Genomic DNA, 24515 nt, shown 5'->3' on the forward strand with positions numbered 1-24515 from the left:
TTGTTTATGAATATATTAGTTACAGGTGGAGCTGGATTTATTGGAAGTAATTTCATTCACTATATGTTAAAAAACTATGAAACATATAAAATCATTAATTACGATGCATTAACATATAGCGGGAATTTAAATAATGTAAAGTCTATTCAAGAAAATCCTAACTACTCATTTGTAAAAGGGAAAATCCAAAATGGAGAGCTGCTGGAACATGTTGTTAAGGAACGTGACGTGCAAGTAATTGTAAATTTCGCAGCTGAATCACATGTGGATCGTAGTATTGAAAACCCAATTCCTTTTTATGATACGAATGTAATAGGTACAGTCACGCTGTTGGAGTTAGTGAAAAAATATTCACATATTAAACTCGTGCAAGTATCAACAGATGAAGTATACGGTTCTTTAGGGAAAACAGGAAAGTTTACCGAGGAAACCCCGCTAGCTCCTAATAGTCCATATTCTTCAAGTAAAGCGAGTAGCGACATGATAGCCTTATCTTATTATGAAACGTATCAATTACCGGTTATTATAACGCGTTGTTCTAATAACTACGGACCGTACCAATATCCTGAGAAATTAATTCCGTTAATGGTTACGAATGCGCTTGAAGGAAAGAAACTACCATTATATGGTGATGGATTGAATGTAAGGGATTGGCTGCATGTAACGGATCATTGTAGTGCAATTGACACCGTTTTGCATAAGGGATGTGTAGGAGAGGTGTATAATATCGGCGGAAATAACGAAAAAACAAATGTAGATGTTGTGGAACAAATTATAAAAATTTTAGGGAAAACGAAAAAAGATATTGAATTTGTAACAGACCGTTTAGGTCACGACCGTCGTTATGCGATTGATGCACAAAAAATGAAGAATGAGTTTGAATGGGAACCGAAGTATACGTTCGAACAAGGATTAAAAGAAACGGTGGAATGGTATAAAAACAATGTGGACTGGTGGAAACCACTAAAAGAAAAGTAAGGGGCATATAGATGAAAGAACGGATTATTATAACGGGAGCGAACGGTCAGCTAGGGAAGCAACTACAAGAAGAGTTGAATTCTGAGGAATATGACATATATCCATTTGATAAAAAGTTATTAGATGTAACAAATATATCCCGAATTAAGCAAGTGGTACAAGAAATAAAGCCACATACAATTGTTCATTGTGCAGCGTATACGAAGGTAGATGGTGCTGAGAAAGAACAGGATCTTGCTTACTTAATAAATGCGATTGGAGCTCGAAATGTAGCGGTTGCTTCACAATTAGTAGGGGCTAAGTTAGTGTATGTCAGTACCGATTATGTATTTCCAGGTGACAAACCGGATGGCTATCATGAATTTCATAATCCAGCACCGATAAATATATATGGAGCTTCTAAATTTGCAGGAGAGCAGTTCGTAAAAGAGTTACATAATAAATATTTTATAGTTCGTACATCGTGGTTGTATGGTAAGTATGGAAATAATTTTGTGAAAACGATGCTACGATTAGGAAAAGAGAGAGAAAACATATCTGTTGTAGCTGATCAAGTTGGTTCTCCTACGTACGTGGCGGATTTAATTACTGTGATTAATAAGCTCATTCATACATCCTTATACGGTACGTATCACGTATCAAATCGCGGTTCATGTTCTTGGTTTGAATTTGCTCAAAAAATATTTTCGCATACAAAAATAAGAGTGAATGTGTTACCTGTGTCGACTGAGGAATTTGGATCGGCGGCAGTGAGACCGAAATATTCGATCTTTCAGCATAAAATGCTACAATTAAATGGTTTTTTACAAATGCCTACTTGGGAAGAAGGATTAGAAAGGTTTTTTATAGAAACAAAAAGTCATTAACAAATTTATGTTAGTGACTTTTTTGTTTGCCTTTAAGAGGTTTTATGGTACTATAATTATAGTATCAGGTACTAATAACAAGTATAAGTATTTCTGGGAGGATATATCATGGAACTATTACAAGGGAAAACATTTGTTGTTATGGGCGTTGCGAACCAAAGAAGTATTGCATGGGGAATTGCTCGCTCTTTGCATAATGCAGGTGCAAAATTAATATTCACATATGCAGGAGAGCGTTTAGAAAGAAATGTTCGTGAACTAGCGGAAACATTAGAAGGACAAGAATCACTTGTATTACCTTGTGATGTAACGAATGATGAAGAACTTACAGCTTGCTTTGAAACTATTAAGCAAGAAGTTGGTACAATTCACGGTGTTGCACACTGTATTGCTTTTGCAAATCGTGATGATTTAAAAGGCGAATTTGTAGATACTTCTCGCGATGGATTTTTACTTGCACAAAATATTAGTGCATTCTCTTTAACAGCTGTAGCAAGAGAAGCGAAGAAAGTGATGACAGAAGGCGGAAATATTTTAACTTTAACATACCTTGGCGGCGAGCGCGTTGTGAAAAATTATAACGTTATGGGTGTTGCGAAAGCTTCGTTAGAAGCTAGCGTGAAATATTTAGCGAACGATTTAGGACAACATGGCATTCGCGTTAACGCTATTTCTGCAGGACCAATTCGTACGTTATCTGCGAAAGGTGTAGGCGACTTTAACTCAATCTTAAAAGAAATTGAGGAACGCGCACCACTTCGTCGTGCGACGACTCCAGAAGAAGTTGGAGATACAGCAGTATTCTTATTCAGTGATTTAGCACGCGGAGTAACAGGTGAAAACATTCATGTTGATTCAGGATATCATATTTTAGGATAAATATAATAGGAATTAAAGTTTAAAAAGGACAGTCTCTAAACGTTGAGACTGTCCTTTTTAATTGTTCCCAGAAAGAACGATTTTTAACGAAAGTTCTAGCCACGTTATGAATATAACTATAATAGTACACGATTTATCCAGCTACGTATGGAAGTGGGAGGGACGAGTGTGAAGAATAAAAATAAAAGTTCAACAGTTGGAAAACCGTTGTTATATATTGCACAAGTAAATTTAGAACTCGCTGCACCGAAAATAAAAAGAATTATTTTAACGAATTTCGAAGATGAGGATCAAAAAGAGCAAAGTAATAGAAATGAAAGTATTGTAAGTAGTGCTGTGGAAGAAGTGGTAGAACAAGAGAAACAAGAACCACGAGAGGAGCCTCAAGTGGAGGTGGAAGAAAAAGTAGAGGAAGAGCAAGTGAGAACGGTCCCTTACAATAAATCCTTTAAGGATATGAATAATGAAGAAAAAATTCATTTTTTATTAAATCGTCCTCATTACATTCCAAAAGTAAGATGTAGAATAAGAACGACGACCGTCTCATATATAGGATCGATTATATCTTACCGTAATGGCATTGTATCCATTATGCCACCAAATAGTATGAGAGATATTCGATTATCTATAGAAGACATCAAAACGATTGATATGGCCGGCTTTTAAATATGTAAAGGTGGTAGAAAGCTTCTACCACCCCAATAGTTTTTTAGTTTACTTAACTATAGAAACGTCGCGTAAGCACTGAATAGCACAGAAGCAGCTTAAATCAACAGTAATGCAAGTAGATGTCGAGATTAATCTTGCATTTGGTATAGCTAAAAACGTACAAATTGGATTGTCGCCAGGTGGTACAGGAGACCCATCACCTAATACTACAGTTAACACACGTAGGACAGCACAGCTATCGTCATCTACGCTTTCTACACGGAAAATTGGAGATTGGCAGTTAGTAAGGTTTGAAGATGGTGCAAATGCTTCAAATGGCGTTCCAGCTTTTGTGTATAAAATAAAAGGGCGTGTATTTGCTACTGCTGCTGTATTGTGTGCTCCTAAAAATGGAATTTCACAACCAGAACCACATGTTGAACTAGAGCAATCTTGTAGTTCATTGATGAATTTTACGACGTCAACTACGCAGTGAGAAGAGCTATGGTGTTTATTTTCGTTACAACTCATTAATGTCACTCCTTATCTTCTTGTTTGTATTTACATTAATAAGATATTGGAGTGGGGGAGATTTGGTCACAATCTTAAGACCTTTTTTTTTAAATAGGCTAAAGAGGATAGGGAAGGTGGAATTATGTTATTTACAAGCTGGCTTTTATTTTTTATTTTTGCGCTAGCTGCATTTAGGTTAACTCGTCTTATTGTTTATGATAAAATTACAGCTTTTTTGCGAAGACCGTTTATTGATGAGTTAGAGATTACAGAGCCTGATGGAAGTGTATCGACTTTTACAAAGGTGAAAGGAAAAGGATTAAGAAAGTGGATGGGAGAATTATTAAGCTGCTATTGGTGTACAGGTGTGTGGGTTAGTGCTTTTTTATTAGTTTTATATAAATGGATTCCTATTGTTGCAGAGCCTGTACTAGCATTATTAGCCATTGCAGGTGCAGCAGCAATCATTGAAACAATTACAGGATATTTTATGGGAGAATAATAAAGTGAAAATTTAATCAGTGTGGGGCATTCCCCGCTAATTATCAGCCCGCACCAATCGGGATAAATCTTCATGATGTTAGAAAAAGCGGAGTTTAAGAGGATGCGGGAACGGAAATAAAGAGTTGTTCATATAGTAAATAGACAGAATTGACAGTAGAGGAGATGTTTGCTGTGAGCAATAATCCAAGGCAAAATTCATATGATCTACAGCAGTGGTATAACATACAGCAACAGCAACAAGCACACCAACAGGCATATCAAGAACAGTTACAGCAACAAGGATTTGTGAAAAAAAAGGGATGCAACTGTGGGAAAAAGAAGAATACAATAAAACAATATGAAGAATGAAACACTCATGTTACGGTGAGTGTTTTTTATTGTAAAAATAAAAAGCGGTATTTCAATTAAGAAATACCGCTTTTTACTAGCTAATTTGTGCAACTGTTAATGCTGCAGCACGGATGTCTACAGTTCCAAGCAGTTCAACTGGTACAATTTGAATTAAGTCACCAGGGTTTAAGTTAATAAGAATAACACCACTGGATACGTCTACTTCACCAGTACCAATAACGTTAGAGCGAACCGCTGTACCTGATCCAGGAATAATGTTAGCTGGTGTACCTAATGATAAGAAGAAACGACCAGCTTCTGGTGCAGTAGGAACGTTATCAAGACTGATCGTTAATGTATAACTGATTTGATAAATACCAGCTACTTGAATTCGAATACCGTCTCCGACACTTACTGTATTATTTATTACAGGAACAGTAATATTTGGGTTTGGACTTACGCTAGGTAATAGTAGTGGTGTGAATAGTGAAGCGAACTGAGGTGCAGAAGCGTTGAAAGCAAAACCGAAGGCAGGTAGTGTACTAGCTGGTTTCGCCTCACAATCAATGTTATTAAATTCGCAATCAGAAGAGAACATGTTTTTCACTCCTTTATCTGTTTCTACTTTTAGTTAATGAAAAGGACAGGTTCTATGTTCTAGACAAGTTCCCAATTTTATAAAAAATACATAATAATACCTTTTAAGCATGGATTGGGTGGCAGAATCATCTGCCACCCAATCCATGCTTAAATTAGTATTCAGTTTTATATAGAAACATCGCGTAAGCATTGAATAGCGCAGAAGCAACTTAAATCAACAGTAATACAAGAGGAGGTTGATACTAATCTTGCATTTGGTACAGCTAAAAATGTACAGATTGGATCATCACCAGGTGGTACAGAGGTACCATCACCTAAAACTACGGTTAATACACGCAATACAGCACAGTCATCATCATCTATACTCTCTACACGGAAAATTGGAGATTGGCAGCTAGTAAGGCTTGCAGATGGTGCAAATGCTTCAAAAGGTGTTCCAGCTTTTGTGTATAAAATAAAAGGACGTGTATTCGCTACTGATGCAGTGTTATGTGCTCCTAAAAATGGAACTTCGCAACCAGATCCACATGTTGTGGTTGCACATTCTTGTAGTTCATGTATAAAACGAACGACATTAGATACACAGTTGAAATCACAATCATGGTGTTGATGATCTTCATTACAATTGCAGCTCATTATGTTCACTCCTTATCGTGAGTTCTGACATACACTATTACAATATGAACGGGATATGGTTGATATTACGTTAATTCTCAGGATAGAAACAGGGAATTTATATAGAGGGGATGTACATATCGTGATATGGAAAAAGACACCCATTATTTAATGGATGTCTTTTCAGGTAAATCTTTTTGCGTAGTGTATAGAAAACGAGATATATCTAGTTTCTTTCCTCTGAAAAATTGCGGGGAGGAAATGTAAAGTTCTTCTTTTGCGCGTGTAATGGCGACATAGAGTAATCGTCGTTCTTCTTCTAATGCTTCAGAAGTCTCCGTCACACGGTCATTTGCATCTTTTAAAGAAGAAGTATGCGGCAATATACCATCGCTTGCTCCGAGTAAAAAGACGCATGGAAACTCAAGGCCTTTCGCATTATGAATTGACATAAGCGATACAGCATCTTTTTGCGGCATTGTTTTTAATGCTTCCATTTCTTTTTGACCTTGAATGGCCTCGTTAATAAATTGTAAGTAAGCTGGAATATCCGTAAAGCGAGTTGCTGATTCCATTAATTCTTCTAACATTTCTTCTTGTATGTCCTTATGCATCGTAAAGGAAGAACGATCATTACTTTGTAAGTACTCTAAATACTTTCCTTTACCATGAATAATTTCTTTCAATGCTTTTTTCGGTTCAAGTTCTTTTATAAACTTAATAAAATCGATTCGCTCATTTACTTTTTTAACTTGAAAAGGTTTCAAGCTTGGGTTTAGTAATAGAAAATGAAGAAGAGAAGGGAAACGGCCCTCACCATATTTCCATTGTTCACGTTCAATAAATGAAATGCACTCATCACGGCCAATATACATTGTTGGTAATATATTTGAAAGTGATTCGAGGCGGAACGGTTCAAGCACGAGTCGTAAGTGATCTAATACGGGCCTAATTAAAGAATGTTCGTAGAACGATTGGCTCGCTCCATGTTTAATAAATGGAATCTTATGAATTGTAAGCTGATCAAGTAAAGAACGGCTTACAGAATGTGTACGATATAATAAACAAAAATCTTTATAATTTCGTTCACCACTATCTACTTTTTCCTGAATGAGTTGCAAAATTTGATTTGCTTCATCAAGAGTTGTCGCAGGTCGTGCATAAAACGGCTGTATGCCATCGTTACGAACAGAATATAGCTCTTTATCAAACCGTTCTTGATTGAGCTTAATAACTTCATTTCCAAGTCCTACGATAAATGGATTAGATCGATAATTCGTATTAAGTGCGATAATTGTAGTATTATCAAATTCCTTTGGAAAAGATAAAATAATTTGGTGACTTGCCCCTCGCCAGCCATAAATCGCTTGATCGTCATCACCTGCGATAAATAAATTATTTCTCGGCGTGGCTAACAATTTTACAATTTCATATTGTGCATACGACGTATCTTGAAACTCATCTACTTCAATGTAATGAAAACGCTCTTGTAATTGAGTAAGCAGGGGAGCGTTATTTTCTAACATATAATACATTTCTAATAAGATGTCATCAAAATCGATATAATTGTGTCGTTGTTTTACCTCTTCGAAACGTTCGTATACTTCTTTGAACTCTTGTTCAACCGGTGTTTTCGCTTTTACATCTTTCGGACGATTCAAGTTGTTTTTCTCAAGTGAAATCATAGCGAGTATAGTTTCGGCATCATAATCGTCTTTTAAGCGCAATTCTTTCAAAATTTTCTTTATCATAATTTGTTTATGTTTTTCATTTGCTAAAATTTGCTGATTATATCCTTGACTACGAAGCAATTTTAAAAAGACAGAGTGGAATGTACCAGCAACGACATAGCTACTTGCGGCATGATTCATACCAGGTAAATTCGCTACACGGCTTCGAATTTCTTCAGCTGCTTTTTGTGTAAACGTCAGCAGTAAAATATTTCGCGGATGGACATGTTTTACATTAACTAAATAACCAACGCGAGTTGTTAAAACAGATGTTTTACCACTTCCAGCACCAGCTAGTGTAAGGACAGGTCCTTCTGTCGTTTGCACTGCTTCTAACTGTTTTTCATTTAAATAAACACCTTGCTGTTCTAATGCGCGGAAATACGCCGCATCTGCATCTTCTTCCATAATTAAATGGGTAGATGTTTTCGGAATATGATACGCCGCTTGCGGAATGCCAGCGTGTGTTAACGGTTTTTGTGAAAATTTTTCTTGTGTCATATATTCACCTTCAAAACTATAGCATCAACATTTAACTTTAGCGGAAGAAAAAGAAAATAGCAATGTAAAAAACAGGAGGGGCTACCTCCTGCTACAAAATTATAATTCTTTTATCATTACGACGTGTGGGATATTTGCTTCCATAAACACATCAGAAGCCGTCACGTATCCTAGCTTTTTATAGAAAAATTCAGCATGTGTTTGAGCATGGAGTTTCAATTTCGGTAGAGACTCTTCCTTCGCATACGCTTCAAGTGCATCCATAATGATTTTACCAATGCCTTTTTTACGATGTGAAGCTAGTACGCAAATGCGCTCCATTTTTCCTATTCCATCAACGATGCGGAAGCGGCCAGCACCAACTGGAACATCATTATCATATATAACAACGTGTGTTGAAATCTCTTCAAACTCATCATACTCTTCTTCTGCAGAAACACGTTGCTCATTTACAAATACTTGCTTACGTACAGAGAATGCATCTCTTAGTTGTTCGTCCGTTTGTACGATTTGTGCGTGCAAATTAGTTGTTCTCCTTTCCAAGGTGGAATGTTTCATGTACAGTCCACGTTCCATTTTCTAATTGGTATAGAAGGTGGAAACGATCGATTGGTTGCTCATAATAGAAATCTTTCATACGTAATCGACCTAATACATCAGCGTGCTCTGCGTCTGATAAGTCTTGACCGATTGTTAAATGAGGTACGAAAGAGTACTCGCGCTCTTGTGTAAAGAAACCATTATGCATTTCTTCATTTAAGAAAGTAAGTTCAGGTGTTTTTTCTACTTTAAAATAAAGAACATTATTAACAGGTGCGAATGAACCGACTTTCCCAACATGAAGGGTGAAAGGGTTCGTTTTATTTGCGATTGTATGTAACTCATTCACAATCGATTCTAATTGTTCATCTTGCGTCTCAAAGGGTGTTTTCAATGTAATATGTGGCGGAACTAATGCGTAATGCGGATCATAACGTTTACGTAATCCGTTCGCTTTATCTTGAATCATTTTTGATGGGAAAATTACAATTCCTAATTTCATGTTCCAATTCCTCCCTTTGCAAGTCTAGTTAGATTTTGAGAATAAATCTCTCTATCTATTATATCAAATTATTCTGAATACCGCTCTCTATTATTTCATTGATAGAATATGAGAAAATGCTTTTGGTAAATCTGCTTGCCAATATTTCCATGTGTGATTCCCTTCAAACTCTTCATAATGCGTGATGAAATTTCTATCTGTAAGTAGTTTATTTAACTCGCGATTCGGTTCTACGAAATCAGATACTTGTCCGTCTGTACGCTTGACAGCTGTTTCTTCGGTCCCAATTACGTGATAAAGATCTAGCGCCCCCGGATTTTTGAAATCTTTTGCTAAGTTCATGACTGTTTCATCAACAAATGGTGATTGCATAACGACCTTACCAAATGTATGCGGATACATAAGTGCGGTCATGAAGGAAACTGTACCGCCGAGAGAATCTCCAATTAAAACGCGTCCTTTACCCATTTGATATGTTGGATAATTTGCATCAATATATGGAGCAAGCTCATGAGCAAGGAAACGAATGTAAGTAGCATTCTTTACATCATTTGGGAAATATTTTTCCTTACGATCGTGTACATTTTTATATGGAATACCGACAATAATTGTGCGGTCGATTTCTTCAGTTTCACGAAGACGCTCAATTACACGGTGCGCTTTACCAAGCTGAAAATAATCTCTACCATCTTGTGCAATAACAACCGTATGCTTATGGAGAGGTGTGTAATTTACTGGTAAATAAACAAGAAGTGTAAGCTCCTCTTGAAGTGATGTACTAAAAAATGAAATTTCTTCAATTCTCCCTATTGTTTGATTCATGTATATCCCCCTAAATAAAAATTTACTGTAATGATTGTAAGAGCAACGCTTGTAGTGAAAAGGAAAGAAATAATCACTAATAGGTGCCTTAATTTCTATTTTACCATAATGGTACGAAGAATCTAAAAAATTAGTATTTAAGTTGTGAAAGAAAACGGATATAATGAAGTGGGATTTTTTACAGGTGAGAGGGGAGACAGGATTTGAAACAAGAAAGATCAATCGCACTACCACTAGCAATTTCCATTATAGCAATTTCATTCGCAGCTGTTTTTGCAAAGATGTCCTCAGCACCATCTTCCGTTTTAAGTATGTATCGATTATGGATTATCGTACTTATTATGCTGCCGATCGTTTGGAAAAAACGGGAAGAGTTTAGTAGGATTCAAATAAAAGATTGGGGATTTTTAATTGGATCTGGTTTCTTTTTAGCTCTTCATTTTCTTCTATGGTTTGAATCCTTAAAGCATACGACAGTTGCTAGTTCGACGATTATTTTAGCACTTCAACCGATCGTATCTTTAGTGGGAGGTTTTTTCTTATTTAAAGAAAGAACAACCTATCCAGCAATTGCGACGATGGGAATTGCGATACTAGGCGTAATGTGTATTGGCTGGGGAGATTTAGGGCTAAGTGAGCAAGCAATTTATGGGGATATATTATCCTTTTTAAGTGTAATTGCAGTTGTCGGTTATTTATTTATCGGACAAACGACAGTAAAGAAAGTATCTCATTGGTTTTATAGTTTCACTGTATTTGCCTTCGCTGGTATATTTATAGCGATTTATAACGTTATACTTCAAGTGCCATTTACAGGCTATACGAAGTGGGATTGGAGTATTTTTCTTTTACTTGCGATTGTGCCGACAGTGTCACACGTCATTAATAATTGGTTATTAAATTACGTAAATGCAACAACGATTTCAATGAGTATTTTAGGAGAACCAGTTGGGGCATCTATACTAGCTTTCTTCTTACTTGGAGAGAAATTAAACGCAATGCAAATTATCGGTAGCATGCTCGTATTGTTTGGTGTATCTGTTTTCTTACTACAGCAACAAAAGCGAACAGCAAAAAATGTGGTGAACGAACCGGCTTATACACAGGAATTATAACGAGTTTATTCTAATATACGAAAAGAGAAGTTATTGGTAACTTCTCTTTTTTTTGTTCCATGCAGAAAATAAAACAGATTAATAGGGGGAATTCCCGCCATGTAGCATGAAAAAAGATAATATATAGTGGAGTTACATCATACGTTTCGCATACAAATATAGAGGGGGAAGGAGAGACTAAATGAAAGAGATTTTAATGAAATACATGACAAATCTTACAACATTAAGTGAAGAACAGCAGCGCATGATCGTAGAAGAATTACAAATTGAAGAGTATAAAAAAGGAACAGTGCTCCTAGGGCAAGGAGATGTTCCATCTAAATGTTATTTTGTATTAAAAGGATGCGTGAGGCAGCATTGTATAGATGAATCTGGAAAAGAAGTTACATCAAATTTTTATACAGAAGAACAAGCAATCGCGAATTTCAACCATCATAAACAAGATAAATTATCCCCACATACGTTAACGTGCCTAGAAGATTGTCTAGTTGTAGTTGGCGATCTGTATAGTGCAAAGGACATGTATAAGAAATATTCACAGTTAGAAGAAATGACGCGCCAAATGATTGAATACAATTTTGGTGAAGTACAAGAAGAACTTACATTATTTATTACATCGACACCAGAAGAGCGCTACAAATCATTATTACAAAAACGACCTCATTTAATCGATCGTGTTCCTCAATATCAATTGGCAAGTTATCTAGGTATTACGCCAGAATCATTAAGCAGAATTAAGAAACGACTCAAACAGTAGAGTTTTTTCCACCTCTAAGCAATAGCCATATACTAAATCCTAGTTCACCTGCGATCATCGGTAGTTGAAAGACAACGTTAAGAATGGAAATAATCGCATCATATTGTGGAAACATCGTATTCATTACGTTAATGATGATATAGCCGATTGCAGCAATGAGCAGTAATATACTAATAGTTTTCGGTATGTTTTTAGATTGAAAGGTTACGTATCCTAAGGTGAGAAGATGTAAGCCGAAATTGATTAATCCAACAGACCAAATGTATTCAAAAGCTTCTAGAAATAACATTGTATATGCTTCTGAATTAGCAACTGTGCTTTTTGAAAGAAGTAATACAAATGTTAAATTGAATATAGCAATACCAAGTATAGCTGTATACATAAGACGAAGACAGGTAGCTAGCAATGAGAGGCTAGTATGGATAGGTTTTAGAAAGAAATAAAGAGCCCACGAGGCGATAATATCCGTAATAAAAATGATAATCCATCCGAAAATTTCTGCTTTGAAAAGTGAACTTGAAGTTTGAATATTATGGAGTGTCGTGCTCGCATTACTTGGTACAACGAGATTTCCGTGAACAAAACCGTAAGAAAAAAATGCAGTGAATGCCATGATAAGAAGAGAAGTGCCTGCAAATAAGGCAAAATTTCGCTCAGTCATAATACGTCCTCCTATTCTAATGTTGTTTTCATTGTAATAGGGAAGAGGAGGAGATTCATTGACTTAAATCAAGGGAGAGGAAGTTTAGTGGAATTTCCATCAAAAAAAGATGCATGGTTATATCCAATTCTTTGTATTGTTGTAGGTGTCTGTTTTGCTCCGATATTTGCAGGGAGAGAATATTTTCTTTTATTTTTTACAATTCCTTTAGCCATACTATTTATTTGGAGTTGGTTTTCAACAAAATATATTGTTGGGGAAGAAACAATTACTATTAGATCGGGTTTCGTTAAAAAGTGCATATTTATACGAGATATAAAACAAATTTCGAGCACGAAAAATCCGTTAGCCGCCTATGCACTATCATTCGATCGATTAGAAATTGTTTATGGACCATATGAAACAGAACTTATTTCTCCAAGAAATAAAGAAGGATTTATTTTGTTGTTAAAAAGAAAAAAAACTGGGATTGAAATAAAGTAAGAGAGTGGATTCATATCTACTCTCTTTATGTCACTTTGGATTTGTCATATAAGATTGTACGTGAACGATACATAAGTCGCGGAATTTTCCTTCAGCAGTTGTGACAATTACGACTGCTCTCCCTGCACTTTTTCCAGTAATCGTTACTGTCTCACCTTTCGGATAGATGGTGATGACGTCGGAGTTCATATTTGTCCAAATAAGCTCTTGATTCTTTGCCTGCATTGGCAAAACGGAAGCTGATAAATCGGCACTTTGTCCGGTTTTTATTTTAAGCTTATTTTTCTGTATATGAATACCAATTACAGATATAACAGAAGGAGCAATTGAAATTTTGGATGGATTAGATTGTATGTTTAAAAGAGAAGTAGAAGTGTTTGTGATAGGTGAAAATTTTCTTATATGTTGTTGCTGTAAAGATGCTAACATTGTGGAGTCCCCTTTCTGTATAGGTGTCGATACTAATAATATAAAGGAAGAATGTTATAGTAAATTTAACGAAACATAAAGAAATTGTTAAATTCGAGAAGAATATTGTCGAAATGCGGTTAAAAGAAAGCTCTGCTGTTATCGTAACAGCAGAGCTTTCTTTTTATAGATTATGAATATGTTGTTTTTCAAAATTCTCAAATTGCTCTTCAACTTCTTTTGAAGGTTTAGTTAGTAAACTAACAATTATGATCACTATTAAACTAATAGCGAAACCAGGAATCATTTCATATAAGAAATCTTTTAGGAACTTAAACTGTGTCCAAATAATTACTGTGGCTGCACCTGAAATCATACCAGCAAGCGCGCCCCATTTCGTCATACGTTTCCAATATAAGCTTAATAAAATAGCAGGTCCAAATGAAGAACCAAATCCAGCCCAAGCATATCCAACAAGAGCTAAAATCGTATCATTTTGTTTAAGCGCTAATGCACACCCAATTAAAGCAACACCAAGAACAGCCATACGACCGACAAATACAAGTTCTTTATCAGAAGCAGAACGCTTAAAGAATGTTCTATATAAGTCTTCTGTTACTGCACTTGAAGTAACGAGAAGCTGAGAAGAAATTGTACTCATAATAGCGGCTAAAATAGCGGCTAATAAAAATCCAGTAATAAGTGGATGGAATAAAATTTTTCCAAGTTCAAGGAAAATTGTCTCTGGGTTAGATAATGTCAAACCTTGTTGTGAATAGTAAGCAATACCGATAAGACCAGTAAACATAGCTCCGACAACAGAGAAAATCATCCAGCTCATACCAATTCTTCGCGCGCTTTTAATTTCTTTTACAGACGAAATTGCCATAAAGCGTACGATGATATGAGGTTGTCCAACATAACCAAGGCCCCATGCGAATAAAGAAATCATTCCTAAAGTAGAGGCACCTTTAAAAATATCTAGACGTGTTGGATCTACAGATCGAATTGTATCAAATGCAGGTCCAAGTCCGTTTGTATTCATAATTGTTACGATAGGAACAAGAATAAGGGCAACTACCATAATGATTCCTTGCACGAAGTCTGTCCAACTTACTGCTAAGAAACCACCAAATAATGTGTAAGCTACAACAACGCCTGCTACAATGAGTAATCCAACATGATAGTTCATACCAAATGAATTTTCAAATAATACAGCGCCTGAAACTAATCCTGAAGCTACATAGAAAGTAAAGAAAATCATAATAACAAGTCCGGATACTAAGCGTAGCATGTGAGATTTGTCGTGGAAACGGTGTTCCAAAAATTCTGGAATAGTAATAGAGTTGTTTGCAATTTCAGAGTAGGTACGTAAGCGAGGAGCGACATAAAGCCAGTTTGCGTATGCGCCTAGTGTTAGGCCGATCGCAATCCAACTACTACTTAATCCAACGCTAAACATTGCACCGGGTAATCCCATTAAAAGCCAACCACTCATATCGGATGCTCCAGCACTTAATGCTGTTACTGCGGGGCCTAGTGTACGCCCGCCAAGCATATAATCTGTTAAGTTGGACGTTCGTTTGTAGGCGAAATAGCCGATTACTAACATCCCGAGCATGTAAATAGAGATAGAAGTTAAAGTTAACATCTGCGTACTCATGTAGTTCCCCTTCCTTTTGTCATGTCTTTTGATGCATTTTGCATATTTATAATCTATCATGATTATTCTGAAAAATCCATATACAAATATGAATTTTCAGAAATGTAAGCGTTTTTTGATATCGTTTTACTTTTTAAATATATAAATTTCAGACGAAAAAACCTTAATTTTAATAGAGTATTTATTATATTTACATAAAAACACGTTGTTTTGTCAATATAATATTGAAAGAAGGGAGAAATAATTTTTTTTAAAAAAGTATTGACTTGTGAAAAAAGTTAGGTCTATAATGAGTGCAACTTAAAAAAATGCAAGCGTTGATGAAGAAGAGTACACATGATGAACATGTCAGAGAGCTGATGGTTGGTGCGAATCAGTATGGGATTGATGTGGAATGGGCTTCGGAGCTTCCAAACCGAAACGAAAGAAGTAGGCTTTGGCGACATGATCTCATCGATACAAGAGACACGTATTATTTTTTGATACGGCAAAGTGCGTTACATTCGTAACGAATTAAGGTGGCACCACGGGAGTACCCGTCCTTTCTATAGGATGAGTACTCCCTTTTTGTGTACAAAAAATTAAATATGTTAAATCGTTTAAGTAAGAAGAGTACGTATATTGGAGACGTTTCAGAGAGCCGGGGACAGGTGGGAGCCCGGTGCGGTGCCATATACGGAATGGGCTTACGAGAGGTATGCTGAACAATTATTTTCAGTAGGCAACCCGGGTTCCGCCGTTACAAGGATAAGGTATATATTTTGTACCTGAATAAAGCGGGATGCTTTTGCGTCCAACCTGAGGTGGTACCACGGTAAATTTATCGTCCTCTACATATTTCGATATGTAGGGGACTTTTTTATTTTTCAGAGTGAGGTGAAAGGCATGATGACAAAAGAGGAATTTATGAAGCAAAAAGAACAAAGAAACACATTTTTAGTAATTGCTGAAGAAGAAGGAGATAGCATTACGCCAATTTCTTTATATAGACGTATGAAGGGAAAGAAAAAGTTTTTATTAGAAAGTTCGCAGCTTCATCAAGATAAAGGGCGCTATTCTTACTTAGGGTGTAATCCTTATGGAGAAGTGAAAAGCGTTGGTATAGAAGTAGAGCGAATGATGTATGGGAAAAAAGAAAAGCTGCAGGGTAACGTACTACAAATGCTAGAAGAGGTAATCGCACCAGCGCAAGTAGACAGTCCATTTCCGTTTTGCGGGGGAGCAGTTGGATATATTGGCTATGACGTCATTCGGCAGTATGAAAACATTGGAGCAGATTTACACGATCCATTAAATATTCCAGAAGTACACCTTTTACTATATCGTGAGTTTACCGTTTACGATCATTTACGCCAAAAGTTGTCATTTGTATATGTATGCAGGGAAGACGATTCAGCTTCTTATGAAGAAGTATACGAAAGATTGCAAGTATACAAAGAGGAAGTGCTAAAGGGAGAAGAAGCGGAAGTAAATGAAATACAATCAATATTATCATTCACTTCTTCAATAACTGAAAAAGAATTTTGTGAAATGGTAGAAACAGCGAAAGAATATATTCGGGCCGGAGATATTTTCCAAGTTGTATTATCCCAGCGTTTGCAAAGTGAATGTATTGGAGATCCATTTGCATTATACCGGAAACTTCGAATTGCAAATCCATCACCATATATGTTCTATATCGATTTTCAAGATTATGTTGTACTTGGCTCTTCGCCGGAAAGTTTGTTATCAGTAAGAGAGGATAAAGTGATGACAAACCCAATTGCTGGTACGAGGCCGAGAGGGAAAACGAAGCAGGAAGATAAGGAAATCGAAAAAGAACTGTTAGGAAATGAGAAAGAGCGAGCAGAGCATATGATGCTTGTGGACCTAGGACGAAATGATATTGGCAGAGTAAGTGAAATTGGCTCTGTGACGATAGATAAATATATGAAAGTAGAAAAATACTCTCACGTTATGCACATTGTATCTGAAGTTTACGGAACATTGCGAAAACAAACGAGTGGATTTGATGCATTAGCGTATTGTTTACCAGCTGGTACAGTATCAGGTGCTCCGAAAATAAGGGCGATGGAAATTATTAATACGTTAGAGCATGAAAAAAGAAATGTATATGCCGGAGCGGTTGGATATATTTCATTCTCAGGAAACCTTGATATGGCGCTAGCAATTCGAACGATGGTTGTAAAAGACGAGAGAGCGTACGTTCAGGCAGGAGCGGGTATCGTCTACGATTCAGACCCGGTTGCTGAATATGAAGAAACATTAAATAAAGCGAGAGCGCTTTTGGAGGTTATGAAATGATTGTACTTATTGATAATTATGATTCGTTCACATATAACTTGTATCAACTATTAGGCGAGTACGAGAAAGAAATTGTTGTCGTAAGAAATGATCAAATAACAATTGAACAATTAGAGGAGATGAAGCCGAAAGGAATTGTGCTCTCACCAGGACCTGGGAAACCAGAAGATGCTGGAATTTGTATCGATGTTATTCGTCATTTTTATAAGAACGTTCCCATCTTAGGAATTTGTCTTGGCCATCAAGCAATCATATCCGCATTTGGAGGAGAAATTGTTAGAGCAGAGCGCATTAAACACGGAAAAACATCGCGTGTGAAACATAACGGAACGTCAATCTTTTCGTACGTAACGCAGCCGCTAACAGCAATGCGTTACCATTCACTCGTCGCAGTGCAAAATAGTTTGCCGCAGTGTTTTGACATACTTGCGACAGCGATGGATGACGGAGAAATCATGGCAGTTCGTCACAACTATTATCCGCTCTTCGGATTACAGTTTCACCCAGAATCAATTGCAACAGAAGAAGGCGGAAAGTTAATACGTGCCTTTTTAGCAGAAGTGAAAGAGGAGGAGAGAGTATGAACAGTTATCTTCGAAAATTAGTAGAGGGACAACATTTAACAGAAGAAGAAATGTATGAAGCGGGACTTCTTTTATTAAGTGACAACATATTGGAAAGTGAAGTTGCAGCTTTCTTAGTATTGCTGAAAGCGAAAGGCGAAACAGCAGAAGAAATATACGGTCTCGTTCGTGCTCTTCGCGAAAAGGCATTACCGTTTTCAAATCATATAAAAGGCGCGATGGACAATTGCGGAACGGGTGGTGACGGTGCGCAAACATTCAATATTAGTACAACATCGGCATTTGTACTTGCCGGAGCTGGTGTAAAGGTTGCGAAACATGGAAACCGCGCTGTTTCTAGTAAAACAGGAAGTGCTGATTTATTAGAAGAACTCGGTGTAAACATTAGTTGTACGCCAGGTGAAATTGACTACTTATTAGAAAATGTAGGGATTGCCTTCTTATTCGCACCAGCGATGCATCCAGCATTAAGACGCATTATGAAAATAAGAAAAGAATTAAACGTTCCGACGATTTTTAACTTAATTGGACCGCTGACGAATCCGGTTAATTTAGAAACACAATTTGTCGGTATTTATAAACGAGATATGTTATTACCGGTAGCGGAAGTGTTGCAGAAACTTGGCAGAAAACAAGCGCTTGTCGTAAACGGAAGTGGATTTTTAGATGAAGCATCATTACAAGGAGAAAACTGCGTCGCTATTTTAAAAGACAATGAAATAATCGAAATGAGTATTGAGCCTGAAAAATATGGTTTTTCAAGAGTGAAAAATGAAGAAATTAGAGGCGGGAATTCGAAAGAAAATGCAAAGATTACGCTCGGAGTATTAAGCGGAGAAAAGAGTGTCTATCGCGATACTGTTTTATTAAATGCAGGTCTAGCCCTTTTCGCAAATGGAAGAGCAGAAACGATTGAAGAAGGAATTAAACTAGCGGCACATAGCATTGACTCTGGAAAAGCATTAGCCAAACTAAACTTATTAATTGCAGTAAGCAACGAAAAATTAGAAAGGGTGAATTAAAGTGGGGACGATTTTAGACAAAATTGTAGAGCAAAAGAAGATAGAAGTTGCGGAGTTATATGAAACATATACACCAGTAAAAGCAAAAAGGAAAACACACTCACTTGTAAAAGCTTTAGAGCAGTTTACTGTAATCGCAGAGGTAAAGCGAGCGTCTCCATCAAAAGGCGATATTAATTTACACGTTGATGTGCCAAAACAAGTAAAAACATATGAAGAATGCGGGGCTGGAGCAGTTTCGGTTTTAACAGACGGTCAATTTTTTAAAGGGTCGTTTCACGACTTACAAACGGCAAGAGCAGAAAGTAACATTCCGCTTTTATGTAAAGATTTTATAATCGATAAAATCCAAATTGATAGAGCGTATGAAGCTGGTGCAGATCTTATTTTATTAATTGTTGCAGCATTGTCAAAAGAGAAATTAAACGAGCTTTATAACTACGTGCTAGAAAAAGGATTAGAAGCGATTGTTGAAGTTCATGATGAACAGGAATTAGAAATTGCAATCCGATTAAATCCGCACGTTATCGGTATTAACAACCGTAATTTAAAAACATTTGAAGTAGATTTAAGCCAAACTGAAAAGCTAGGAAAACGACTGAATGAGGAAAACCTACTTTGGATTAGTGAAAGCGGCATTCATTCAAAAGAAGATATTATTCGCGTCAAACGAGCTGGTGCAAAAGGTGTATTAGTTGGAGAAGCGCTTATGACATCATCTTCTATAAGTAACTTTTTCGAAGACTGTAAGGTGAACATATGAAAGTGAAAATTTGCGGCATCACTGATGTTGAAACAGCAAAACATGCTTGCGAATACGGAGCAGATGCAATTGGATTTGTTTTTGCAGAAAGTAAGCGGAAAATCACCCTAGGGCTAGCGAAAGAAATTATTGGGGAAATTCCAGTCCACGTTTTCAAGGTAGGTGTTTTCGTAAATGAATCAGTAGAAGTGATCCAGAAAATTGCAGAGGAGTGCGGGTTAACGCATGTGCAACTACATGGGGATGAAGACAATCATCAAATTAGGAGATTGAATATTCCGTCTATAAAAGCGGTAGGAGTAGCTTTAGAGAAAGATATTGAATATGCGAAAAAATACGATACAGATTATCTGTTATTTGATAGCCCGAAAGAAAAGTTCCACGGAGGAAACGGAAAGACATTCTCATGGGAGTTACTCGCACATATGCCAAACGAGTTGCGAGAGAAAACGATATTAGCTGGCGGATTAAACATCCTTAATATAGAAGAAGCAATTCGAACCGTTCAGCCATATATGATCGATGTGAGCAGCGGAGTAGAGACAGAAGGAAAGAAAGATCTAAAGAAAATAAAACAATTTATTAAAAAAGCGAAGGAGTGTTCAAAATGAACTACGCATATCCAGATGAAAAAGGTCATTACGGTATATACGGAGGACGATACGTTCCAGAAACGTTAATGCAATCCGTATTAGAATTAGAAGAAGCATATAAAGAAGCGATGCAAGATGAAGCGTTTCAAAAGGAATTAAATCATTATTTACAAACGTATGTTGGAAGAGAAACACCGCTTTATTTCGCTGAAAATATGACGAAGTATTGCGGCGGAGCAAAAATCTATTTGAAACGTGAAGATTTGAACCATACGGGAGCTCATAAAATTAACAATACAATCGGTCAGGCACTTCTTGCGGTAAGAATGGGTAAGAAGAAAGTTGTCGCTGAAACAGGAGCAGGACAACACGGAGTTGCAACAGCTACTGTATGTGCACTTTTCGGTTTAGAATGCGTCATCTTCATGGGAGAAGAAGATGTGAGACGACAAAAATTAAACGTGTTTCGAATGGAATTACTCGGAGCGAAAGTAGAAAGCGTTGCGGCAGGTAGCGGCACGTTGAAAGATGCGGTAAACGAGGCGCTTCGTTACTGGGTTTCACATGTACACGATACGCACTACATTATGGGATCAGTTCTCGGGCCACATCCATTCCCGCAAATTGTTCGTGATTTCCAAAGTGTAATTGGGAAAGAAACGAAAAAGCAATACGAAGCGTTAGAAGGAAAATTACCAGAAGCAGTCGTTGCTTGTATTGGCGGTGGTAGTAACGCAATGGGAATGTTTTATCCGTTCGTACACGATGAAGAAGTTGCCCTTTTCGGTGTAGAAGCAGCTGGAAAAGGCGTTCATACAGAAAAGCACGCAGCTACTTTAACGAAAGGAAGCGTCGGTGTTTTACACGGATCGATGATGTACCTTCTGCAAAATGAAGAAGGACAAATTCAAGAAGCGCATTCTATTTCGGCAGGGCTGGATTACCCAGGTGTTGGGCCAGAACATAGCTTGCTAAAAGATATTGGCCGCGTTTCTTATCATTCCATTACAGATGAAGAAGCGTTAGAAGCATTTCAATTATTAACGAAAAAAGAAGGGATTATCCCGGCATTAGAAAGTTCACATGCTGTTGCATACGCTTTAAAACTAGCGCCGCAAATGAAGGAAGACGAAGGACTTGTCATTTGTTTATCCGGCCGCGGTGATAAAGATGTAGAGAGTATAAAACGTTATATGGAAGAGGTGTAAAAAATGGGAGTAGAAAAAATTATAGCAGCGTTTGAAAATGGCAAGAAAGCATTTATTCCGTATGTAATGGGCGGAGATGGTGGACTTGAAAAGTTAAAAGAAAGAATTCGTTTTCTTGATGAAGCAGGAGCAAGTATCGTTGAAATTGGCATTCCATTTTCAGATCCAGTCGCGGACGGCCCAACCATTCAAAGAGCAGGAAAGCGAGCGCTAGATAGCGGCGTAACATTAAAAGGTATTTTTCGAGCATTAGCAGAAGTAAGGCAAGAAGTGCAAATTCCATTTGTGCTTATGACATATTTAAATCCAGTACTCGCATTTGGAAAAGAACGATTCATCGAGAGCTGTCTTGAAGCAGGGGTGGACGGTATTATCGTTCCAGACTTACCGTATGAAGAACAAGAAATTATTGCGCCGCTTCTCCGCGATGCGAATATTGCTTTAATTCCACTAGTAACTGTAACGAGCCCAATTGAGCGAATCAAGAAAATTACGAGTGAATCACAAGGATTCGTCTACGCCGTTACAGTAGCGGGCGTAACAGGAGTACGTCAAAACTTTAAAGGTGAGATTCATAGTTACTTAGAAAAAGTAAAATCACACGTCCACTTACCAGTAGTCGCAGGATTCGGTATTTCAACACGAGAGCAAATTGAAGAAATGATTACAATATGTGATGGAGTAGTCGTTGGAAGTAAAGTCATTGAGCTGTTAGAAAATGAAAAGCGAGAAGAAATTTGTGAGTTAATACATGCAGTAAAAGAAACAGAAGAGGCTTAAGTCTCTTCTGTTTCTTTTGTGTAATAAATGTTAAAATATACAGAAAATACTTATAACTTAGAGGGTGAGAAGGCATGCTAAGACGTAAACTATTATATCTTCTTTTAACTGTACCATTATACGCTTGGCTCATTAGCATGACGAAAATAGAGTTGATGGCTCTGTTTTTAGGATATGTATTCATCTTTTCCCAATTAAATCGAATACAAGAGCAATCTATTTTAGAAGTATGTATATTTTCGGTTAGTATAGAACTATTTAGTATCGTTTCGATTGTATTATTAAGTGAATTATTCCAATGGATCCATTCATTTGAATTAATAAAACTTGGGAATATTGTATTGCAAGTAATATGTGCTTATATTGTGTTTGCTGTACTAGAAAAAATGATTGGACAGCAGACGGTTTTTCAGGATAAAAGATAAAATATTAGTTATTCAAAAAAGGAGCCAAGCGGCTCCTTTTTTAAATCTGTTATAAAAATAATTGAAAATAATTGAAAATAATTGAAAATAATAACATCTGTTATATAATAGTTAAAAATTGCAATTTTTACGAAAAGAGATGATAGCATGGCCATATTGTTGGCACTTATCCCGATTATGATGATTTTTATTTGTTTGTTTTTGTTTAAACAAACGTCATTAAGAGCCTCAATAATCTCTTATGCCGTTTCTATCGGAATCGTTTTACTCTCGCCAACATTTCAATTAGGGGTAAGTGAAACTGTACACGCAACAATTAAAGGGTGGTTAATTTGTTTTATTGTCGGATACGTTTTATTTTTCGGTATTTTTTTATTTCACCTCATGAACAAAATGGGATACATCGATCAAGTAGCACGATTTCTAGAACAAGTCACGCGCGATCGATTATTGCAAATGCTTCTTATGTGTTTTGGTATTTGTCCACTTATTGAATCAGTGAGTGGATTCGGAATTGGTTTTATGGTCGCAGCGCCTATTTTTCTTTCGCTCGGTTATAAACCGTTTCAAGCTGTGCTACTATCGTTTATCGGTTTACTTGCAAGTTCATGGGGCGCGATGGCAACGGGTACGATTATCGGTTCTCAGCTTATTAACATGCCGCTCACAACTCTTGGTACAAATACAGCATTATTAAGCATCCCGATTTTCGCATACTTTATCATCCTTTCTTTATACGTTGTCGGTGGCTGGCAGGCAGTTATAGAAAAGTGGAAGGAAGGAGTAGGATTCTTTCTATTATTTTCTCTCGGAATCTATCTTTCTAACGCATACGTAAGTGTTGAACTAGCAGGTATATTAAGTTCTATCGTTACAATTACATTTGGCTTTCTTATCATTAAATTAAAAGGGAAAAGTGAGCAAAACTTTATAACAGAACAGGCTGCGGCTGTAGAGAGAGAAGTATCTATTATAAAAATTATTAGCCCTTATATATTCTTAACAGTTTGTATTTTACTTTCTCGCCTCGTTCCAGCATTACATGATTTTCTTAGGTCATATGCAGTTCTCGATTTAAAATCATACTCTTACAAACTAGAGTTACTATATTCGCCAGGGTTTTGGCTCGCCATGACTTGTTTATTTACAATTATTTTCTTCCGCATTCCATCTAATATTATGAAACAATCACTCTCGCAAACGATAAGACAATGGATTCCATTCACAATTACAACGACGATGTTCATCGCCATTTCAGAACTAATGGGCGCATCTGGTATGCATTCATTACTCGCAAAAACAGCTGGTGAAACATTTGGTACGTTTTTCGTTTTCGTTGCACCATTCATCGGCGGTATCGGCGGTTTTTTAACAGGTAGTAACGCAGGATCAAATGCGATGTTTATAAAGCTACAAATGCAAACAGCGCAAAACGTAGCACTCCCGTGGCAATACGTCACGACGCTCCAAAACACCGCATCATCAGTAGCGACAATCGCTTGTCCATCACGGATTACACTAGGCGCGTATTTATGCAATATCCCGTATCGTGAAAATGAACTATTAAAGAAGACGACGTTAATGATTTTTGGTGCGGTGTTACTTGTAGTAGTGGAAGTTTTCTTTTGGTATATATTGAGAAATTAAAAATCCTCCTAACATAGGAGGATTTTCTTTATGACTGGATAATGTTTTAAAAATGAAAAGCTTCTACTAAATGA

28 protein-coding genes and 2 other annotated features are annotated in these 24515 nt (G+C 36.8%); of the genes, 18 read left to right on the forward strand and 10 right to left on the reverse strand.

Translation table 11 applies throughout. The features are described 5' to 3' along the window. Positions 1-6: 6 nt before the first annotated feature. From rfbB to MR066_RS05370, 4 genes are all read left to right on the forward strand, one after another. Positions 7-978: a dTDP-glucose 4,6-dehydratase gene (gene rfbB, locus MR066_RS05355; protein WP_242246177.1), complete on the forward strand. Its 972-nt coding sequence runs from the start codon at positions 7-9 to the stop codon at positions 976-978. Positions 979-989: 11 nt separating this feature from the next. Then, complete coding sequence (gene rfbD, locus MR066_RS05360; protein WP_012260557.1) at positions 990-1844, forward strand: dTDP-4-dehydrorhamnose reductase; 855 nt, start codon at positions 990-992, stop codon at positions 1842-1844. Between the two features lie 108 nt (positions 1845-1952). After that, positions 1953-2723: an enoyl-ACP reductase FabI gene (gene fabI, locus MR066_RS05365; protein WP_002011384.1), complete on the forward strand. Its 771-nt coding sequence runs from the start codon at positions 1953-1955 to the stop codon at positions 2721-2723. 147 nt (positions 2724-2870) lie between these two features. Further along, complete coding sequence (locus tag MR066_RS05370; RefSeq protein WP_195743474.1) at positions 2871-3389, forward strand: CotO family spore coat protein; 519 nt, start codon at positions 2871-2873, stop codon at positions 3387-3389. A gap of 48 nt (positions 3390-3437) precedes the next feature. On the opposite strand, the gene MR066_RS05375 is transcribed toward MR066_RS05370, so the two are convergent. Further along, positions 3438-3902, reverse strand: coding sequence for a CotY/CotZ family spore coat protein (locus tag MR066_RS05375; protein WP_080449920.1), 465 nt, complete (start codon positions 3900-3902; stop codon positions 3438-3440). A 124-nt stretch (positions 3903-4026) separates the two neighbouring features. On the opposite strand from MR066_RS05375, the gene MR066_RS05380 reads away from it, so the two are divergent. Together MR066_RS05380 and MR066_RS05385 are read left to right on the forward strand one after the other, a co-directional pair. Next, positions 4027-4386 (forward strand): DUF1360 domain-containing protein, encoded by a 360-nt coding sequence (locus tag MR066_RS05380; protein WP_002140858.1) that lies wholly within the window; start codon positions 4027-4029, stop codon positions 4384-4386. Positions 4387-4550: 164 nt separating this feature from the next. Then, the gene (locus tag MR066_RS05385) at positions 4551-4736 is read left to right on the forward strand and encodes a hypothetical protein (protein ID WP_033708144.1); all 186 of its coding nucleotides are present in this window, start codon (positions 4551-4553) and stop codon (positions 4734-4736) included. A 76-nt stretch (positions 4737-4812) separates the two neighbouring features. On the opposite strand, the gene exsF is transcribed toward MR066_RS05385, so the two are convergent. The 6 genes from exsF to MR066_RS05415 all read right to left on the reverse strand — a co-directional run bounded on the left by exsF (position 4813) and on the right by MR066_RS05415 (position 10028). Next, on the reverse strand, positions 4813-5316 hold the full coding sequence (exsF, locus tag MR066_RS05390) for an exosporium protein ExsF (protein ID WP_002011391.1): 504 nt from the start codon (positions 5314-5316) through the stop codon (positions 4813-4815). 167 nt (positions 5317-5483) lie between these two features. Beyond that, complete coding sequence (gene cotY / locus MR066_RS05395) at positions 5484-5954, reverse strand: spore coat protein CotY (protein WP_002011392.1); 471 nt, start codon at positions 5952-5954, stop codon at positions 5484-5486. Between the two features lie 143 nt (positions 5955-6097). After that, positions 6098-8164: an ATP-dependent helicase gene (locus MR066_RS05400; RefSeq protein ID WP_060751717.1), complete on the reverse strand. Its 2067-nt coding sequence runs from the start codon at positions 8162-8164 to the stop codon at positions 6098-6100. Positions 8165-8263: 99 nt separating this feature from the next. Then, positions 8264-8686 (reverse strand): GNAT family N-acetyltransferase, encoded by a 423-nt coding sequence (locus MR066_RS05405; RefSeq protein WP_002064289.1) that lies wholly within the window; start codon positions 8684-8686, stop codon positions 8264-8266. Position 8687: 1 nt separating this feature from the next. Next, a complete protein-coding gene (locus MR066_RS05410) occupies positions 8688-9206 on the reverse strand; it encodes a YjcG family protein (RefSeq protein WP_002011397.1) in 519 nt (172 codons plus the stop codon). 90 nt (positions 9207-9296) lie between these two features. After that, the gene (locus tag MR066_RS05415; RefSeq protein WP_242246178.1) at positions 9297-10028 is read right to left on the reverse strand and encodes an alpha/beta hydrolase; all 732 of its coding nucleotides are present in this window, start codon (positions 10026-10028) and stop codon (positions 9297-9299) included. A gap of 203 nt (positions 10029-10231) precedes the next feature. Between MR066_RS05415 and MR066_RS05420 the strand changes: the two genes are divergently transcribed. Continuing rightward, positions 10232-11143: a DMT family transporter gene (locus MR066_RS05420; RefSeq protein ID WP_088038898.1), complete on the forward strand. Its 912-nt coding sequence runs from the start codon at positions 10232-10234 to the stop codon at positions 11141-11143. 181 nt (positions 11144-11324) lie between these two features. After that, positions 11325-11900: a Crp/Fnr family transcriptional regulator gene (locus tag MR066_RS05425; protein ID WP_242246179.1), complete on the forward strand. Its 576-nt coding sequence runs from the start codon at positions 11325-11327 to the stop codon at positions 11898-11900. Here the strand turns inward: MR066_RS05425 and MR066_RS05430 are convergent. Beyond that, positions 11890-12561: a DUF4386 domain-containing protein gene (locus MR066_RS05430; RefSeq protein WP_242246180.1), complete on the reverse strand. Its 672-nt coding sequence runs from the start codon at positions 12559-12561 to the stop codon at positions 11890-11892. The genes MR066_RS05425 and MR066_RS05430 overlap by 11 nt on opposite strands. Before the next feature lie 87 nt (positions 12562-12648). On the opposite strand from MR066_RS05430, the gene MR066_RS05435 reads away from it, so the two are divergent. After that, the gene (locus tag MR066_RS05435) at positions 12649-13044 is read left to right on the forward strand and encodes a PH domain-containing protein (protein ID WP_242246181.1); all 396 of its coding nucleotides are present in this window, start codon (positions 12649-12651) and stop codon (positions 13042-13044) included. A 30-nt stretch (positions 13045-13074) separates the two neighbouring features. Here the strand turns inward: MR066_RS05435 and MR066_RS05440 are convergent, their stop codons facing one another. Together MR066_RS05440 and putP are read right to left on the reverse strand one after the other, a co-directional pair. After that, positions 13075-13473 (reverse strand): Ig-like domain-containing protein, encoded by a 399-nt coding sequence (locus MR066_RS05440; RefSeq protein WP_242246182.1) that lies wholly within the window; start codon positions 13471-13473, stop codon positions 13075-13077. Between the two features lie 163 nt (positions 13474-13636). Continuing rightward, positions 13637-15115 (reverse strand): sodium/proline symporter PutP, encoded by a 1479-nt coding sequence (gene putP, locus MR066_RS05445; RefSeq protein ID WP_002086927.1) that lies wholly within the window; start codon positions 15113-15115, stop codon positions 13637-13639. Positions 15116-15423: 308 nt separating this feature from the next. Continuing rightward, positions 15424-15662: a binding site (T-box leader), on the forward strand. Between the two features lie 42 nt (positions 15663-15704). After that, positions 15705-15949 (forward strand) — a binding site (T-box leader). 51 nt (positions 15950-16000) lie between these two features. On the opposite strand from putP, the gene trpE reads away from it, so the two are divergent. The 9 genes from trpE to MR066_RS05490 all read left to right on the forward strand — a co-directional run bounded on the left by trpE (position 16001) and on the right by MR066_RS05490 (position 24441). After that, positions 16001-17419, forward strand: a complete 1419-nt coding sequence (trpE, locus tag MR066_RS05450; protein ID WP_242246183.1) for an anthranilate synthase component I — start codon at positions 16001-16003, stop codon at positions 17417-17419. Next, a complete protein-coding gene (locus tag MR066_RS05455; RefSeq protein ID WP_002086924.1) occupies positions 17416-18003 on the forward strand; it encodes an anthranilate synthase component II in 588 nt (195 codons plus the stop codon). Before trpE ends, MR066_RS05455 begins: the two co-directional genes overlap by 4 nt. Next, positions 18000-19025: an anthranilate phosphoribosyltransferase gene (gene trpD / locus MR066_RS05460; RefSeq protein WP_242246184.1), complete on the forward strand. Its 1026-nt coding sequence runs from the start codon at positions 18000-18002 to the stop codon at positions 19023-19025. The genes MR066_RS05455 and trpD overlap by 4 nt, the downstream gene beginning before the upstream one ends. A gap of 1 nt (position 19026) precedes the next feature. Further along, positions 19027-19788 carry an indole-3-glycerol phosphate synthase TrpC gene (gene trpC / locus MR066_RS05465; protein WP_242246185.1) on the forward strand — a complete coding sequence of 254 codons (762 nt, stop codon included), beginning with the start codon at positions 19027-19029 and terminating at the stop codon, positions 19786-19788. Then, positions 19785-20399 carry a phosphoribosylanthranilate isomerase gene (locus tag MR066_RS05470; RefSeq protein WP_215587466.1) on the forward strand — a complete coding sequence of 205 codons (615 nt, stop codon included), beginning with the start codon at positions 19785-19787 and terminating at the stop codon, positions 20397-20399. Before trpC ends, MR066_RS05470 begins: the two co-directional genes overlap by 4 nt. Continuing rightward, positions 20396-21589, forward strand: a complete 1194-nt coding sequence (gene trpB, locus MR066_RS05475) for a tryptophan synthase subunit beta (RefSeq protein WP_242246186.1) — start codon at positions 20396-20398, stop codon at positions 21587-21589. Before MR066_RS05470 ends, trpB begins: the two co-directional genes overlap by 4 nt. A 3-nt stretch (positions 21590-21592) precedes the next feature. Then, entirely contained in the window at positions 21593-22369 is a 777-nt protein-coding gene (gene trpA / locus MR066_RS05480; protein WP_242246187.1) for a tryptophan synthase subunit alpha, read from the forward strand. 74 nt (positions 22370-22443) lie between these two features. Next, positions 22444-22794, forward strand: coding sequence for a DUF4029 domain-containing protein (locus tag MR066_RS05485; RefSeq protein ID WP_242246188.1), 351 nt, complete (start codon positions 22444-22446; stop codon positions 22792-22794). 147 nt (positions 22795-22941) lie between these two features. Further along, positions 22942-24441: an L-lactate permease gene (locus MR066_RS05490; RefSeq protein ID WP_242246189.1), complete on the forward strand. Its 1500-nt coding sequence runs from the start codon at positions 22942-22944 to the stop codon at positions 24439-24441. Positions 24442-24515: the final 74 nt, after the last annotated feature.

Origin of the sequence: Bacillus cereus group sp. BfR-BA-01523 (genome assembly GCF_022662615.1) — a bacterium.
Taxonomy (GTDB): Bacteria; Bacillota; Bacilli; order Bacillales; family Bacillaceae_G; genus Bacillus_A; species Bacillus_A mycoides.